Annotated in this window: 16 protein-coding genes; 8 read left to right on the plus strand and 8 right to left on the minus strand. The window is 45.3% G+C overall.

The features are described 5' to 3' along the window. Positions 1 to 4: 4 nt before the first annotated feature. From BLT29_RS07480 to BLT29_RS07505, 6 genes are all read left to right on the plus strand, one after another. Positions 5 to 1,738 (plus strand): sigma-54 interaction domain-containing protein, encoded by a 1,734-nt coding sequence (locus tag BLT29_RS07480; RefSeq protein ID WP_090775702.1) that lies wholly within the window; start codon positions 5 to 7, stop codon positions 1,736 to 1,738. A 169-nt stretch (positions 1,739 to 1,907) separates the two neighbouring features. Further along, positions 1,908 to 2,219 carry a (2Fe-2S)-binding protein gene (locus tag BLT29_RS07485; protein ID WP_090775703.1) on the plus strand — a complete coding sequence of 104 codons (312 nt, stop codon included), beginning with the start codon at positions 1,908 to 1,910 and terminating at the stop codon, positions 2,217 to 2,219. Then, on the plus strand, positions 2,179 to 2,526 hold the full coding sequence (locus tag BLT29_RS07490; RefSeq protein ID WP_090775704.1) for a (2Fe-2S)-binding protein: 348 nt from the start codon (positions 2,179 to 2,181) through the stop codon (positions 2,524 to 2,526). The genes BLT29_RS07485 and BLT29_RS07490 overlap by 41 nt, the downstream gene beginning before the upstream one ends. After that, entirely contained in the window at positions 2,517 to 3,713 is a 1,197-nt protein-coding gene (locus tag BLT29_RS07495) for an NAD(P)/FAD-dependent oxidoreductase (protein WP_090775705.1), read from the plus strand. The genes BLT29_RS07490 and BLT29_RS07495 overlap by 10 nt, the downstream gene beginning before the upstream one ends. Positions 3,714 to 3,739: 26 nt before the next feature. Further along, positions 3,740 to 4,624 (plus strand): dihydrodipicolinate synthase family protein, encoded by an 885-nt coding sequence (locus tag BLT29_RS07500; protein ID WP_090775706.1) that lies wholly within the window; start codon positions 3,740 to 3,742, stop codon positions 4,622 to 4,624. Between the two features lie 36 nt (positions 4,625 to 4,660). Continuing rightward, the gene (locus tag BLT29_RS07505) at positions 4,661 to 6,091 is read left to right on the plus strand and encodes an aldehyde dehydrogenase family protein (RefSeq protein ID WP_437182632.1); all 1,431 of its coding nucleotides are present in this window, start codon (positions 4,661 to 4,663) and stop codon (positions 6,089 to 6,091) included. A gap of 126 nt (positions 6,092 to 6,217) precedes the next feature. Here BLT29_RS07505 and BLT29_RS13880 read toward each other — a convergent pair whose 3' ends face one another. The 6 genes from BLT29_RS13880 to liaF form a co-directional block, all read right to left on the minus strand. Continuing rightward, the gene (locus BLT29_RS13880; protein ID WP_176763857.1) at positions 6,218 to 7,504 is read right to left on the minus strand and encodes an alpha-helical endospore appendage domain-containing protein; all 1,287 of its coding nucleotides are present in this window, start codon (positions 7,502 to 7,504) and stop codon (positions 6,218 to 6,220) included. A gap of 55 nt (positions 7,505 to 7,559) precedes the next feature. Continuing rightward, a complete protein-coding gene (locus BLT29_RS07520; RefSeq protein ID WP_090775708.1) occupies positions 7,560 to 8,846 on the minus strand; it encodes an alpha-helical endospore appendage domain-containing protein in 1,287 nt (428 codons plus the stop codon). 254 nt (positions 8,847 to 9,100) lie between these two features. Further along, positions 9,101 to 11,236, minus strand: coding sequence for a transglycosylase domain-containing protein (locus BLT29_RS07525; protein ID WP_090775709.1), 2,136 nt, complete (start codon positions 11,234 to 11,236; stop codon positions 9,101 to 9,103). Positions 11,237 to 11,247: 11 nt separating this feature from the next. Continuing rightward, positions 11,248 to 11,880, minus strand: coding sequence for a response regulator transcription factor (locus tag BLT29_RS07530; protein WP_090775710.1), 633 nt, complete (start codon positions 11,878 to 11,880; stop codon positions 11,248 to 11,250). Continuing rightward, the gene (locus tag BLT29_RS07535) at positions 11,877 to 12,929 is read right to left on the minus strand and encodes a sensor histidine kinase (RefSeq protein WP_090775711.1); all 1,053 of its coding nucleotides are present in this window, start codon (positions 12,927 to 12,929) and stop codon (positions 11,877 to 11,879) included. The genes BLT29_RS07530 and BLT29_RS07535 overlap by 4 nt, the downstream gene beginning before the upstream one ends. After that, positions 12,926 to 13,693, minus strand: a complete 768-nt coding sequence (gene liaF, locus BLT29_RS07540) for a cell wall-active antibiotics response protein LiaF (protein WP_090775712.1) — start codon at positions 13,691 to 13,693, stop codon at positions 12,926 to 12,928. The genes BLT29_RS07535 and liaF overlap by 4 nt, the downstream gene beginning before the upstream one ends. 208 nt (positions 13,694 to 13,901) lie before the next feature. Between liaF and BLT29_RS07545 the strand changes: the two genes are divergently transcribed. Next, positions 13,902 to 14,627: a cytochrome c biogenesis CcdA family protein gene (locus tag BLT29_RS07545; protein ID WP_090775713.1), complete on the plus strand. Its 726-nt coding sequence runs from the start codon at positions 13,902 to 13,904 to the stop codon at positions 14,625 to 14,627. A 103-nt stretch (positions 14,628 to 14,730) separates the two neighbouring features. Here the strand turns inward: BLT29_RS07545 and BLT29_RS07550 are convergent, their stop codons facing one another. Next, the gene (locus BLT29_RS07550; protein WP_090775714.1) at positions 14,731 to 15,957 is read right to left on the minus strand and encodes an ABC transporter permease; all 1,227 of its coding nucleotides are present in this window, start codon (positions 15,955 to 15,957) and stop codon (positions 14,731 to 14,733) included. Beyond that, positions 15,954 to 16,697, minus strand: a complete 744-nt coding sequence (locus BLT29_RS07555; protein WP_090775715.1) for an ABC transporter ATP-binding protein — start codon at positions 16,695 to 16,697, stop codon at positions 15,954 to 15,956. The genes BLT29_RS07550 and BLT29_RS07555 overlap by 4 nt, the downstream gene beginning before the upstream one ends. Positions 16,698 to 16,828: 131 nt before the next feature. On the opposite strand from BLT29_RS07555, the gene BLT29_RS07560 reads away from it, so the two are divergent. Next, positions 16,829 to 17,263, plus strand: a complete 435-nt coding sequence (locus BLT29_RS07560) for an HIT family protein (RefSeq protein WP_090775716.1) — start codon at positions 16,829 to 16,831, stop codon at positions 17,261 to 17,263. Positions 17,264 to 17,280: the final 17 nt, after the last annotated feature.

Here is a 17,280-nt window from a genome sequence, read left to right on the forward strand (position 1 = left end):
TTTCATGATTGATGCTACACCTCGTTACCTCGACTTTTTACAAACCAACGTGACAATCTACCATGTAAATCAAGACGAGTTACATCCACACAACCTTGGGCACGACGTGACATTCCTTACAGATGGGACGAGCTACTTTGCTTTAGAAAGCGTTTACTTAAAAGCGTTCCTTCAAATACAAACTTCTCTCAACGATATTCCATGGAAACGTGTAGAAACAGTCGCTAAAGATGACTTAAACACCTTCCTCCACCGCTGCGAGTCTTTAACAGAATATGTCCTTGTCTTTGATAAACAAAAAATACTTGGTTTTATTCAAATCCAAGCATTATTTCCAGAATTGGCGTCTTCATACGAGCACTTAAAGGCGTATGCCGACACCATTTTAGCGACAACCAATAGTAGCATTAGTGCCATTAATAAAGAGAGTCGTACGACCGTATGGACAAAAGGCGCAGAGAAACTTTTCTCAATTAAATCGACCGACATTATTGGTAAAGACATGCGTACCTTTTTTCCTGAATCTATGCTTCTTAACCTCGACATTATGAAAACGGGTCAAAGCGTTTATCAAAAACAGCACGAACCGCGGGAAGATTTAGCCGTGCTTATTAATGCCAATCCTATCCGATTACATGGAAAGATTATTGGCGCCGTCGCATCAGAAACAGATGTGACTACACAAACACAATTAACAAAAGCACTCCACTCTGCCAAACAAACGATTCACTCTTTACAACAACGTGTATCCTCCATGCAACCGGTGCATGACCCTTTTTATCATATTAAAGGCGCGAGTGCTGCCCTCGCAAACACTTTTGAGAAAATCAAACAAGTTGGACAAACCCCTGCCCGTGTGCTCCTGCTCGGAGAATCTGGCGTCGGCAAAGAACTATTTGCACGCGCCCTCCATCACATGCGCCATCCTGATCCAACCGCACCTTTCATCGCTGTCAACTGCGGTGCAATCCCGCACCATTTGTTTGAAAGTGAACTATTTGGCTATGAAAAAGGAGCCTTTTCCGGTGCGAGCAGTCAAGGGAAAAAAGGGAAATTTGCCCTTGCTGATGGCGGCACTTTATTTCTCGATGAAATTAGTGAGCTACCGCTTGACATGCAAGTAAAACTGTTGCGTGTCCTCCAAGAAGAAACGTACTTCGCCGTTGGTGGTACAAGACAAAAGCAATTGCACTGCCACGTCATCGCGGCAACAAATCAAGATTTAGAAAAGATGATTGCCGAAGGACTCTTTCGCGAAGACCTTTATTTTCGTTTGAATATTATTACCATCAATATTCCTCCGCTACGTGAACGTAAAGAAGACATCGTCGCGTTAAGCCATCATTTTTTATTTCAATACGCACAAACTTACCGTAAATCTATTCACGTCATTCCAAAAGAAGTGATGCTCGCGCTAATGGATTACGCATGGCCAGGCAATGTCCGCGAACTACAGCATACAATCGAACGACTTGTCGTGTTTTCAACAGACAATCAGCTACACTTAAAAGATCTCTCTTTTTCTACGGTTAACACGCACCAAACACTTATCGGCGATACACAATCAAGCGCGATAACCATCCGCCCGCTAAAAGAAGCGCTGACCGATCAAGAAAGACAAAGCATACAAGCCGCATTGACTCATACAAATGGTAATAAAGAGGAAGCTGCTCATTTGTTAAACATATCGCGCGCGACGTTGTACAACAAAATGAATAAACTTGGGATTTTAAAATGATGTTTTACGGCACGTATGAAACATCATTTTTCTTTTCCGGTCTAAAAAATGAGAAACCCTTATCTCGTTGTCTAGACTTTTAGACAGATGCTCCCCGTTCTCACAACCCACTCTCCACTATTTCGTTGGCACCATTATTGCAGTCTATCTCATTAGGAGGTGCATGCCTATGCCGAAACAAGCGGACATCATTGTTTGTCGTTGTGAAAGCGTTCACTTACAGACGCTCCTCTCAACGATGCGCACATACAATTGTTCTACCCGAGAGATCAAGTTGCGCACACGTGCCGGGATGGGCCAATGCGGTGGCAGAATGTGTCGTCCTTTCATTGATGCGATTGTTGGTGACTGCTGCTGGCAGCAACAAAAAGACGCGCTCACCTTAACTTATCGTCCACCGGTACGTCCCATTCCGTTCTCGCGATTTGGAGGTGATCACGATGAACCACCCTTTACGGATAAAACAGCATCCAATTCTTAACATCCCCGCAACACCACAGACGTTTTCGTTCCAGTTTGATGATACAACATACGAAGCGATTGAAGGCGACACCATTGCGAGCGCCTTACTCGCTCGTGGCGTGCGGATTTTAAGACGGCATGAAGAAACAGGCGAGACACGCGGAATTTATTGCAACATCGGTCACTGTTTTGAATGCCGGGTCACCGTAGACGGAAAAGAAAGCGAGCGGGCCTGTCTCACTCCTGTCCAAGCAGGAATGACCGTGTATTCTGGTACGGTGCTACCTACACCTTTTCAAGAAAGGAGCAGTGACAAATGGACCTGATCATCATCGGCGCAGGACCTGCCGGACTCGCTGCTAGCATTGCCGCTGCCAAAAACGGACTGCGTGTCCTCATTGTCGATGAATTCATGAAACCGGGTGGGCGATTACTCGGCCAACTGCACGAAGAAAAGAAAAACGTTTGGTGGAACGGTATCGAAGAAGCGCACACATTGCATACAGAAGCAATCTCACTAGGCGTAGAAATCCGCTTACAAACAAGCGTCTATCATCTTGAAAAACAATCGTCGTGGTGTGTGCACACGACAAAAGGCACATTTTCTAGTAAAGCACTCCTGCTGGCAACAGGCGCGATTGAAAAAAGCTTCCCTATCCCTGGTTGGACATTACCCGGCGTCATGTCGATTGGCGCCGCGCAAGTGATGACGAATGTCCATCATGTCAAACCGGGACATAAAGGCGTTATTATCGGCATCAACGCCCTTTCTTTTGCGATTGCGCGTGAGCTCATTCTTTGTGGGGTCGACATTGCTGGTTTTTATTTGCCACCAACAAACGTATTCACAAAAAGTGACGCTCAGCCCCGCGATGTTTTCAAACAAATGCTCCGGCTTGCCCATTTAGCACCTTCGCCCTTTTTTAAAATTGGCGGCGCACTCGCACGCAAGTCAACGTTTATTCAAAAGCAATCTTTACGCTATTATCCGAAAAACGGGTTCCAAGTTTGGGGTGTGCCAATTCATTTGAAAAAGGCCGTCACCGACATCATTGGCGATTCAACAGTAACAGCCGTTTCGATCGCTTCACTTACGCAAGAAGGAGAAATCATCCCCGGGAGCGAAACAGAACAACAAGTTGATTTTGTCGCGATTGCCGGCGGGCTCACCCCTTTAACTGAATTGATTGGACTGACAACGTGTCCGCTACGCGAAATCGCCTCACTCGGCGGCGCAGTACCTGAACATGCAGAAGACATGACGACACCCGTGCCACACTTATATGTTGCTGGTAATATTACTGGGATTGAAAGCGCCAAGGTTGCAAAAGCACAAGGACATGTTGCTGGATTATCCGTTGCCCGCCATTCCTTTAAAAAATACGTCTGTACAGCATTACAGCAGGCAATGGCACAAGTACAAACAACCCGCGCGCAAGCACTGATTCAGTTTCACCCAAACGTAAAAAACGGACGGCAACAACTATACAAACTTGCATGCGAACAAACATAACAAAATGTATAAGGAGCGTGATTCACATGCCATCATTTCCAGGTGTATATGTCGCACTTGTCACCCCGATGAAAGAAGATTACAGCGTTGATATTCCGAGGCTGAAAGAACTGTGTGAGTGGCTGATTGCAGAAGGGGTAGACGGTCTTGTGCCAGCAGGATCGCTCGGTGAATATGCCACATTATCAAAAGAAGAACGCGCAACCGTTGTCGAGACGGTTATCGCCGTAAGTAAAGGCAAAGTGCCAGTTGTCGTTGGCACCGGCGCTCCTTCCACAAGCGAAGCAGTCTATTGGGCAACACATGCCCGTGATCATGGTGCAAGCGGTATCATGGCGTTGCCACCTATTAACTACAATCCACGTGAAACCGAGATTATCGCTCATTATACAGCATTAAATGACGTCGGCATCCCAATTATTGCTTATAATAATCCACGCGACTATGCAGCTGACCTGACACCCGCTTTGCTGACGCAATTAAGTAAACTACAGTATGTCGTCGGCGTAAAAGAATTTAGTGGTGACATTCGTCGCGTCCACGATATTTTGACGCAAACCGATTTGGAAGTGATGATCGGTGTGGATGATTTGGCGATGGAAGGCGCGATCGCTGGCGCAACTGGATGGATTTCTGGTGTGCCAAACGCACTCCCACGAGAGGGAATTGAACTTTTTACACAAGCCCGCGCAGGAAACATCGCCGGCATTCTCCCGTTATACCAACAGCTCCTGCCACTTTTTCATTACGATGCCGATCCACAACTTGTCCAATCAATTAAGTATATGATGTCCCTCGCTGGGCAGCCAGTTGGGCCAACGCGCCCACCGCGCTTGCCGCTTGATAATGAGACATACAACGCCATTAAAGAGGCGCAAGTGCAAGTCACACGCTATGTGCAAAATTCTTAAGGAGGAGATCCTATCATGAAACAAACGATTGCCACCATCCATGCATCAAGCTGGATTAATGGAATGGCCACAACCATTGGTCACGTTGACAAGTATATGTATAATCCGTCGCGCCTCTCTGAACTTGTCGGGCATCTTCATTACGCCAACACGGCACAAGTGGAAGAAGCGGAAGCTGCTGCCCATACGGCGCTCAAGCAGTGGAAAGCGATGACTGGCGAAGCGCGCGGCGCCGTCCTCTATCAAATGGCAAACAAGCTTGAAGAGCATAAAGATGAATTAGCTCAACTCGCCTCGCGCGAAATGGGCAAACCGATAAAGGAAATGACTGGCGAAGTCGGTCGCGGGATCCAACTTTTGCGCTACTATGCTGGCGAAGGTGTGCGCGCGCATGGCGATGTTATCCCTTCAAGTCAGCACCAAGTGCTCCAATATAAAAAACATGTTCCCCTCGGTGTTGTGGGTGTCATTACGCCGTGGAATTTTCCAGTGGCGATCCCAATTTGGAAAATTGCCCCCGCCCTCATTTGTGGCAATACCATCGTGTGGAAACCTGCTGAACAAGCCTCACTGAGCGCTTTCCGTCTTTGCGAGATTTTTAAAGAAGCTGGCTTACCAGACGGCGTGATCAATATGGTGCTTGGAAAAGGGCAAGAAGTCGGACGCTTCCTCGTGGAAAAAGCCAACATTCAATGTCTTTCTTTCACTGGCTCCACAGTGACAGGCACAACTATTGCTAGCACCTGTGCCGCTCGTAATATAAAATATCAAACGGAAATGGGCGGGAAAAATGCCGCCGTCGTCATGCCGAGTGCTGACTTAAAATCGGCAGCCGCCGCTATTGCAAGTGGCGCATTTCGCTCAGCTGGGCAAAAATGTACCGCAACAAGCCGAGTTTATGTGCATGAAGATGTACAAGATGCTTTCCTCACTGCTCTAAAAGCAGAAATGACCGCTGTTAAATTGCGGCCAGCTGACGATCCTTCATGCTACTTAGGACCCGTTGCCTCGAAAGTACAATTTGACCATGTCACCGATTACATCAACATGGCACAAACGGAAGCGACAGTTTTATATGAGAATGACGACACGATCCAAGAAGATGGGTACTATATTCGCCCCCTCATTGTAACCGGTGTTGACAATGATCATCCGCTCATGACAGAAGAAATATTCGGACCGGTTGTCGTTGTAAAAACCTTTTCCAGTTACGACGAAGTGATCTCCTTTGTCAATGCTTCAGACTACGGGTTGAGCGGATCAATCTTCACAACGACACTCGATGAGGCTCATCGTTTTCTTGACGATGCTAATATTGGGATGGTTCGGGTCAACCTTGAAACGGCGGGTGTCGAATATCAAGCGCCTTTCGGTGGCATGAAACAGTCTAGTTCCCATACGAGAGAACAAGGGCAAGCAGCGCTGCAATTTTTTACAAATGTGAAAACATGTGCCGTAAAATTTTAAAGGAAGTGATTACTAGGTTGAACAAGCTTTGCGATACATGGCAAAGCTTGTTTTTACCCGAAAAAACGCCTTTGGAAATAAGGAGTCCTTATTTCCAAAGGCACAATCATACCTATCAATGTGGTCTTACTCGCTTACTTGTCGGACTTGCACATAAGAGTGGAGCCCGGTTGCAGCTCCGGTACTACCATTTACAACTGAAACAGTGCCTGGCGCAACTGCTTCAATCAATGCTTGACCTGAGACATTTGCATATCCGTTGCCTATAGAACGTAATGATGTCAGTGGTGCGCCTGTCGCACCATTTACTACAACATCAAATTGCAACTGTGCTGCTGTCGTCCCTGCCGTCACTTCTACTTGGAATAAATATTGATTACCAGGGGCTAATGTCACTTCATCCGTAGGAATGTTGTAACCAATATTTGCTCCTACAGTGCCATGACTAATGGCATATGGGATTGGATCACCTGCTCCTACAGTCACACCTGCTGCCCCAAGAAGAGAGCTTCTTCCTGCAAAGTTCGTAAATAAGACATCTCCTGTAACACCGGTTGAGCCTGGTGGACCAGTTGTTCCACTTGGACCGAAGGCACCCGTTGGACCCGTTGGACCCGTTATGCCTGTTGGACCCGTCGGACCGGTTATACCTGTTGGCCCCGTCGGACCTGTTGGGCCCGTTGGGCCCGTTGGGCCGGTTATACCCGTGACACCTGTGGCACCCGTCAAACCAGTCACACCTGTGATACCGACTATCCCCGTCGGACCGAGTAGACCGGTTACGCCTATGAGACCAAGAATACCTGTGGGACCTTGTGCACCTGTGCCACCCGTTGGGCCCGTTAATCCTCTTACCCCAGTTGCACCAGCTACACCAGTAGCACCAAGAACAGTGCCAGTTGGACCAGTAATCCCCGTTGCACCGATTGGACCAATTAATCCGATGGGACCTGTCAGTCCAATTGCACCGATAGACCCTATAGGACCTGTTTCACCAACAATACCCGTTTCTCCTTCTGCACCGACCGGACCCGTAGACCCAGCTGAACCGGTTGGTCCAATGGGTCCACCAGGAGGACCGACTGGGCCGGTTGGACCGACATCACCACGAACAAATGCTGGCATATTGACAGCGGTTTTTAACTTTGACTCAAGAATAATTTCTTTTTTAAATATCGTGTCAAGCATATCTTGCGCGCTCTCATTCATAGCCAGTATCTCTTGAATCGTTGCTGGTGGACCGGTCACACCAGGTAGCGTGCCGAGTGCATACTGGATCTTCTCGCCTTCCGCGTTAATGATGTGCGCCAAACCCATCTCTTCCATTGCCACAGAAGCTAATAATAAATTGATGACATCATCACGCGTAATATCAATCGTAGGCGTAAAATTAGGCATATTCGGTTGAGACAAACGACATTACCTCCTTCCTCCATAACCATCTCACTAATATCATTGTCTTCTTATTTTATGGTTGTACTTGCATCACTTGAACATTGGCAAACAAGTCATCTACTGCCGAACCAGAGTTGTTTTCGATTGTAATTGTGTCAGCTCCAGTAACCGTTGTATCAATTAAAACTTGTGCCGAAACTGCATTGTATGCATTTACTTGAGATGAATGTAATGCTAATAAGGGTCCTTGACCTGCAGAGGTTACAACAAACTGTAATGAATCTGTTGCACCACTCGGTACACCACTTACATAAATTTGAAGTAAAAATAAACGTCCTCCAGGTACACTAATCTCGTCGTCACCTGCGCCCGTAATGGTAATGTCCGTTCCAATATTTTGTACTGGAGTAACAAACGGAATTGTATCTCCTTGAGCGACAGTCACAGGATCAACATCTGTCGCTGCTGACAGAAACTGATCAATCCCACCAAAGCCAGTTAAACCAAATGGTCCCGTTGGACCTTGTGGACCCGTTGGACCTGTCGGACCAGGTGCGCCGGTTGGGCCTGTTGGTCCCGTTGGGCCTGTTGGGCCCGTTGGACCTGTTGGGCCTGTTACACCCGTTGGGCCCGTTACACCCGTTGGGCCCGTTACACCCGTTGGGCCCGTTGCACCCGTTGGGCCCGTTACACCCGTTGGTCCCGTTGGGCCCGTTACACCCGTTGGTCCCGTTACACCCGTTGGTCCCGTTACACCCGTTGGTCCCGTTGGGCCCGTCGGTCCCGTTACACCCGTTGGTCCCGTTGGACCGGTTGGGCCTGTTGCACCCGTTGGACCGGTTGGACCGGTTGGACCAATGGCACCTTGCAGACCCGTTGGACCGGTTGGGCCTGTTGGACCTTGTGCACCTGTTGGGCCTGTTAAACCAATGAGTCCTTGTGGACCGGTTGGACCTTGTGGACCGGTTGGACCCGTTGGTCCCGTTGGTCCCGTTGGTCCCGTTGGTCCCGTTGGGCCTGTTGATGACCCCGTTGGACCAATTGGACCCGTTGGACCTACTAATGTCGGAATGTCTGTTGTTCTCTTCAGCTTAGAATCTAAGACAATCTCTTTTTTAAAGACTGCATCTAATATTGACTGTACGCTTTCATTTACAGCAATGACATCTTGCATTGTTGCTGGTGGACCGGTTATACCTGGTAACGTGCCTAAAATGTATTGAATTTTTTCGCCCTCTGCATTAATAATATGCGCCAAACCCATCTCTTCCATCGCGATAGAAGCTAATAACAGGTTGACGACATCTTCACGTGTAACATCAATCGCAGGCGTAAAATTAGGCATATTCGGTTGAGACAAAATACATTCCTCCTTTACATTAAATTCTTAAATGTAGGGTAGGGTATCGTTTAACATCTATCCTTTTCTATATCGACATAAGACTTTCTTACATCGCAACTGGACTCATGGGCCTTTCCACTAGGACAATTTAACTACATTACCCTCTCTCAAACTTATGCGCCCATTGTCATAATGTGCATGTATACTAAATTAAGTACAAGAAAAAATAAAGCATCTACCTACTCTCTTGCAGGTCAGATGCTTCAATGAGATTAAAATGAAAATGATGGGACTACCACTTCTGAAGCGGCTCCTTCTACATTCGCAATAGGATCATATGCCACAACTTGATAATGAGGGATTGAAAATGGATTCCATCGCCCTTCTGAAAAGTGTGGAACGGTCAATGACTCTGCAACAAGCTCACGACGCTCTCCATCAATTGTGTACACACGCCATTCGATGCCTGAGTCCTCTTCTCCTTCCCATGACAATGCGACACTGACAAGCCCTTCACCACCAAGAGAATACGTTGCTGTCAATCCTTCAATTGCACGCATTGCTTTAGAACCAACTAAATCTATCGTTCCTTCAGGTTGCTTAAATGTCACTTGCTCATGTGGCAACTTGTTCACCATCTCTTGAAACAACATCGTTGGATAATTGCTGCCACCTGCAAAATAACTTGTTTCTGTCGCCGAATCATATCCCATCCAAACAGCGCCAACCACTTCCGGCGTATACCCAACAAACCACACATCACTATTCGCACCTTCTACAAGAGGGTGTTGTTGTGTCCCTGTTTTTCCTGCGACAGCAGTTTTCGTCTGAATATCACTTTGACCAGTCCCATCTGTCACGACACCGGTGAGCATTTGTGTCATTGACCATGCGGTTTGCGGAGAAACGACGTCTGTTTGTACAGGTCCAGCATCTCCGACAATACGTCCATTTTGATCATAAATGGCTTTAATTACATAGGGACGAACACGCTTGCCTTCATGTGCCAATGCACGATATGCAGCTGTCATTTCATACGGTGAGACCCCTTCCTCCAATCCGCCTAAAGCAATATGCAAGTCCCGATCAGGTAACTGAAAGCCAAATTTCCTCAAGTACATGAGTGATTGATCCACACCCATTTCATTTAACAACCACACAGCTGGTGCATTTGCTGACTCCTTAATTGCATCATACATCGTCATTTCTCCGGTATACGTATGGGTATAATTTTCAGGAATCCATTGATTATTGTATTGAAAGAGTTCATCTGTCAACATTGAATAAGGCGTATAACGACCTGTTTCAAGCGCAGGAGCATAAACAGCGAGTGGTTTAAACGTTGAAGCAGGCGATCTCTTCGTATAAACCCGATTGAGCCCACGCCGTACATAATCGCGTCCCCCTTGCACAGCAAGAATCCCACCGCTTTCTACATCCATAAACATCATCGCCGCTTGTGCATCGTTGCTCTCTGCTGGAAAATAACGTTCATTTTGTAGTGCTTTGTATGTTTGCTGTTGCAATGTTTGGTCTATAGGTACTTCGATACGGTAACCACCTGTCAATAGTTCTTCATGACTAATACCATAACGTTCTAGTGCCTCATCCATCACCATATCAACATACGTATAAAGCGATTCATCTATTTGTCGTTCTTGACGATCGGTCACAATTTCTTCTGCTTGATATGCATTTGCTTCCTCTGTCGTAATATAACCTTCCTTTGCCATCACGGTTAATACGAGATCGCGTCGCTCCTTACTATTTTCTATATTTTCGAAAGGAGAGTATGTTCCGGGCGCATTGACCACTGCTGCCAACATAGCTCCCTCAGACACCGTCAAATCATTTACAGACTTATTAAAATACAAATGTGCAGCCGCTTCAATCCCGTATGCGCCGTGTCCAAAGTAAACTTGGTTTAAATACATTGCCAAAATCTCATCTTTACTATAACGACGCTCTAAGTTCATCGCGATTAACACTTCATTTGTCTTTCTCAACCACGCTTTCTCGTGCGATAAAAACATATTTTTGGCAAGCTGTTGCGTAATTGTACTACCTCCTTCAACTTTTGCCCCAGCTAAAATGTCTCGATAAAGTGCTCGTCCAATGGCACGAATATCAATACCATGGTGAGTATAGAAACGCACATCTTCAATCGCAACAAAAGCATGCGCTACATGCTCAGGGATATCTTCAACCGCGACCACTTCGCGATTTTCCATAAATAAGTTTGTAATGATCTCTCCATCACCATCAACGAGCACACTCGCATTATGCATGATTAGCTTTTCTTCATCAATTTGATATGTGCCCACTAATATAAAAGCAGTAAAAATAGCAAAAGCAAGCACAACGACCGATAGAAATCCACCGGTTATAATAAGTAATTTTTTTATCATCTCTCTGTCCCCTACTGGACGAGCCCGTGCCGATGAGCATAAATTGCAATTTGAGTTCGGTCTTCAAGTTCCAACTTTTGCAAAATATGACTGACATGTGTTTTTACTGTCTTCACACCAATATATAATATCTCCGCAATTTCTGCGTTTGTTTTTCCGTCTCCAATGAGCTTGAGTACCTCTAGCTCGCGCGCTGTCAATTCTTCATGTAAATGCGCACTTTTTTTCTCACGCATTTTTGCCATCATTTTACTTGTTACTTGTGCCTCAATAAATGCTTCTCCTGCTGCTGCGCGCCGAATCGCATCTGCAATCGTCACGGCACTAGATGTTTTCAGCAAATAACTAAAAGCCCCTGCTTCAATAACCGGGTATACTTTCTCATCCTCGATATAGCTTGTGAGGACAATGACCTTTGTATCTGGTAATTCTCTTGTCAGTGCTGCAGTTGCTTCAATCCCGTCCATTTCATCCATGACTAAGTCCATTAACACAACGTCAGGGCGGTGCGCCTTAGCTAATTCAATACCTTCTTTCCCATTAGAGGCCTGTCCACATACATCTAAATCCTCCTGTGTAGAAAGAAATGCACTTAACCCTAACCGAACCATTTCATGGTCATCCACTAATACTACCCGAATCATTTATTATCATCTCCTTGCCATACGATCGGGATTTTCGCTTCTACGCGTGTCCCTTTAGATGGCACAGAATCGACTTGTACCGTTCCACCAATTTCATGGATTCGTTCTTTCATCGTTTGCAAACCATACGTGCCTGTAGAAATTTTCCCTGCCTCGTATCCAACCCCATCGTCTGTAATACGCAGGCGCCATTCTCGGGCAGCGCGCTTTAACTGGAAATCAACTGTATTTGCCTTTGCATGACGCAAAATGTTGGAAAATGCCTCTTGAATGACACGAAATAGCTGGTCTTCAAAAGCTGGAGGCAACCGCAAATCATCGTCAATGACCGCGATGATTTGAATATCTTGTTTTCCTTCTAGTTCTGCAAACAACTTTTTCAAACCTTGTACAAGGCTCTTTCCTTCAAGATGAGCTGGACGTAAATGCATTAATAACGCCCTCATCTCCGACTGTGCGTCGCTTGCCATTTGTTCGATAAGCGCCAATTGGTCATACGCCTTATGATCAGCAAACTGCCCTTTCATCGCTGCGGTCATCATTGAAATGGCAAACAATTGTTGGCTAACAGCATCATGTAGCTCCCGCGCAAGCCGCTGTCGCTCCTCCGTCACCGCTGCTTTTCTAACGTTTTGCTTAATTGCGGCATTTTCCACAGATAAACGTTGTAATGACAACACTTTCGCTTCAATCTGTCCCGCCATGATATTTAGTCGTGCTGCAAGCTCAGCCATTTCATCTTCACCTGACACTTCAATCCGATGCCTGAAAGAACCTCGCTCATAATACATCACACCTTCAACAAGCGATTCTAGTCGGCGTTTGAACGGCATGGCTATCATCAGTCCACCAATCACGCCACTTGAAATAACAACGAGGACACTCCAAAAAATAAGCGGCATGCCTGCAAATTGTTTTGTAATAAAAGAAACCAATCCTTGTGGAAGTTTATAAGACATAAAAAAGCCTAAAATGAGCGTAACGATAAAACTTAATAGTAAAGAATAACGAATGAATTGCCAATGAAAGCGGGCAAGATGTTTTTTCATAGCTCCTTCACCTTCACATCTCCGACCAATGTTGCTGCCACCACCTTCACGCGGCGTGTACTTGTCTCATAATCTTGTGAGCGCATGCTTACTTGTTGATTAAAACCAGACTGACGCTCTTGAAAAATTGTCACATCGCCAACAACACTACCGGCTTGAACAGATACAGCAACATCATCTGGGACGTATAATGTAATTGAACCTAATCCGACTTGCAATACAAGCACTGTTTCTCCTGCTGGAATGATGGCTTTCGCCAAATCCATACGAATATCACCAATGCCGTTCCAAATCGTTAAATCATGTAAATCAAACGCTGCACCTGTATATCGAATATCACTAATAAAATGTCGCCGCATGTCTCTTGTCGTTATAAGCTGTGCTGGTTTTAAAACCCCAGCGGAGGTTGATGGTATAACAGTCACATCTCCCTCTTCAACCTCACGCTTGCGCCACCTCATCCAACGATGACTGCTGCGATCTGTTTCTGTTTGTTTCACTAATTGTAATCCGTAATATAAACATACGAAAGCAAAAAGCAAGCCAAAAAAGCTAATACTAAATAATTGGTCGACAAACATCGCCACACCAATGAGCATAAACAATAACGACAAGAACTTGCTACCACCTTGATAAAAATAAAACCCCAACCCACAGAATAACACTGGGGCTACAAGGCGCGCTGTAGACCCGCCGATAAGCATAAAAAACGATATCAACCCAATAATGAGAAACAACATCCCTAAAAATGACTTTGTGCGCACAAGCTTACGCCTCCTCCCTGTTTATTATAATCATCTCACCAAAAAAAAGCACCACTGCTACAGTACGGTTTATCCTCCGTCTCCAGTAGGATTTGCATATGTACACACGCTGATCACAAAATGTTCACAGTCGCGCACTATTTGTTTCTGTCAACACACATGTTACACTAAATGCAAGTATGATGTATATTTCTCAGGAGGATCAGCCATGGATGTCACACTTAGTATTGCCTTTTTTGCAGGACTCATCTCTTTTTTCTCACCTTGTGTCTTTCCATTAATGCCAGCATACTTATCGCAACTTACGGGTACAAACGTCGTTGGGCGTGCAGTGATGGCACCAAGAGCCATCATTTTGTCTCGTAGCCTCGGGTTTATTTGTGGCTTTACGGTCATCTTCTTGTTACTCGGTTTTGCCTCAACATTTATTGGACAGCTCGTTTTTGGCAACCGGACATTGCTCGCACAAGTAGGTGGGATCATTATCATTTTATTTGGATTACAAACGTCGGGATTGATTTCCATTCGTGCGCTTCTTTCAAATAAAAGCATACATGTGACACCGAAGCGCGCAGGCAGTTTTTCACAATCACTGTTACTTGGGTTTTTATTCGCTGCAAGTTGGACACCTTGTATTGGCTTGGCGCTATCTTCCATTCTCGCACTTGCAAGCAACAGTCAAACCGCATGGCAAGGTGCTTTCCTGCTGCTTGTTTATTCTTTTGGCATGGCACTTCCATTTTTAGCCGTTGCGCTCATGTGGAGTCGATCTTTACATAAAATGAAACGCCTGCATCGTTATTTGCCTGTCATTCAAAGAGTGAGCGGTTATTTTATGATCGTGCTAGGCATTCTTCTCGTGAGCGGGCATTTCTCAATTTTGTCGAGCTATCTTGCACGGTTTAATCCGTTTGGCTCTTTATTTGGGATTTAACACACGTCATTTAAGTCACTAAAAGATACTCACATTTCCCATAAAAAAAGCGTTAGAACAGGCTATTTGTTCTAGCGCTTTTTCTTCTATCTATAACCATCTCTCACCGCACCCGACGATACTTCCCTTTCTTACGGTGAATGAGTGTGTAACTACCATATACGGCAAACAAACTACCTGCAACAAGCATCACACCTGCATGTAAAAATGCTTGTGTCAACACGATCACGAAACTAAACAAGACGACTTGTACGACAAGCAAGCGCAACACGACCGCTGTTAGTGACGTTTTTGATTCATCCGCACGTACAGGATATAAATCAACCCACATATTCGTCACATAATGAAACGACAGCGTCGACAACTGCATCATCGTCATATGGATAAATAACAATGCGATCGCTACTTGCAGCCATCCTGCAGGCACAATATACAGCACAATTCCACCCACAAACAAAAGGCGGACGTACGTCCCAACGTAATCATTCGCACGCAAAAACGTTCGCGCGTATAAAAATGAATACACCGTTCGCTTTTTCCCGCCAAGGAAAGGGATGATAAAAGAAGCGTACTTTCGTTCACGCACTTGCTGCTGCAGCTGTGGTACATCAATGAATGCATTGGCAATGCGATAAAAGAACATGAGCATGCTGCTTTCAACCTCAATCAGCCGCGCCCATTTCAACGTATACTTTAACGAGAATCCGCGCCAATACAAGACATACAATAACACCATAAACACCAACAAACCAAGTACGAGCCAATACGGTGCTTTTACAAATAATAAGTAAACAGTCACACCATTTAATAAAAGTCGCAAACAAATGTGCGAGACACGTTCTCCTTTGCTCGGCAAGCGTTGTTCTTTCCAAACGGCTAATACGTTCCAACTCTTCAATGCGAGTAACACGACAAGTGCGAGCCAAAAAACAGCCCCTTCGCCAATTCGTGCCGTAAATAGCGGACCTGCTGCCATCATAAGCACAATGATATAGGCCAACTGCCACAGCATTGAATATCGAACTGCGCGAGCAAAATACGGCTGCATCCGTGCTTCATACGGGAGTAAAAAAACAATATCTGCTTGTTTGACAAACGTACGCACACCTCCGGCCGTCAGACGCCACGTAAATAATAATGTTAATAACAAAGCAACAGGGAAATGCTCCGGCATTGTTTCCACAAAACGCTGGTAATAAATCGTCAAGAAAATAAACAAGAAGTATAGTGAAACAACAAAACCACTATTTAAAATAAAACGTAAGTACCCACGGGCCTCTTTCCAATAATTCGACTTGCGCTCATGCCATAATGTCAATGCATCCTTCATGACCGCTCTTCCTTCGTCATTTCAATATAAATATCATCTAATGTCGCCCCTGGTTGTCCAATGGCCTCGCGCATGTCAGCAAGCGTCCCTTGTAGCACGACTTTCCCTTGATGCAAAATGACAAACCGATCACAATAGCGCTCAGCGGTAGCCAAAATATGTGTCGACATCAGTACAGCTGAACCTTGTTCTTTCATTCGTGTGATCCAATTTAAAAATGACTGTATCCCAAGTGGATCCAGACCAACGATAGGTTCATCAACAACGTACAACGATGGCTCTGTTAAAAAAGCGCTAATAATCATGACTTTTTGACGCATCCCTTTAGAAAAGTGGCTAGGGTACCAATTTTTCATTCTTGTCATGTTGAATTCAGCAAGCAGTGCCTCTGCTCGTTTCACAAAAACATCTTCTTCAATTCCATAAGCAACACTTGTTAATTGTAAATGCTCCCAAAGCGTCAACTCATCATACAATAATGGGGTCTCTGGAATGTAGGCGAATGAACGACGATATGTATCGCTATCCTCAGAAAACGTACGTCCATCAATCGTCACTTTTCCGCCTTGCGGTTCCATTAACCCAAGCACATGTTTAATTGTCGTACTCTTCCCAGCACCATTTAAACCAATTAAGGCAACAATTTCTTTTGCTTGTACAGCAAAAGAAACACGCTCTAACACTGGCTTCTTCGGAGTATAACCACCAGTCAATTCATCAATCACTAATAAATTCCCCACGCTCAATCACTCCTCGACATCTACTTCCACTCTAGTGTAGCAAAATATCGTTGATTGCGCACTGTTTATTCATTGCACCACCGGTACGGAACAGGTACACTAGAGAAAATAAAGTGACCGAGGTGAGCGGCATGCATACAGACTGTATTTTTTGTAAAATTGTTGAAGGAAATGTCCCTGCCACAAAAATTTATGAAGACGACGACACCCTTGCCTTTTTTGATATTTCACAAGTAACGAAAGGGCACACACTCGTCATTCCAAAAGCACACCATGAAAATATTTACACACTACCGGCCGACAGCGCGGCAAAGCTTTTCTCCGTTGTTCCTAAGATCGCGACGGCATTAAAGGAAACCTTTCAAGTGCAAGGAATGAATGTATTAAATAACAACGGCGAGAAGGCAGGACAAAGTGTTTTCCATTACCACTTACACCTCCTGCCACGCTATGAAGAAAGTGGTTTGTATGGACCGCTTTGGCATACGCAAACGACCACACCTGACTTTGATGCTTTAAAAACTTACGCAACAGCCATCCGTGCACACATCACTGACAAACCGTAATCAGTTTTCCACACAAA

It is taken from the genome of Shouchella lonarensis, assembly GCF_900096965.1.
In the GTDB taxonomy this organism is placed as follows: domain Bacteria; phylum Bacillota; class Bacilli; order Bacillales; family Bacillaceae_D; genus Shouchella; species Shouchella lonarensis.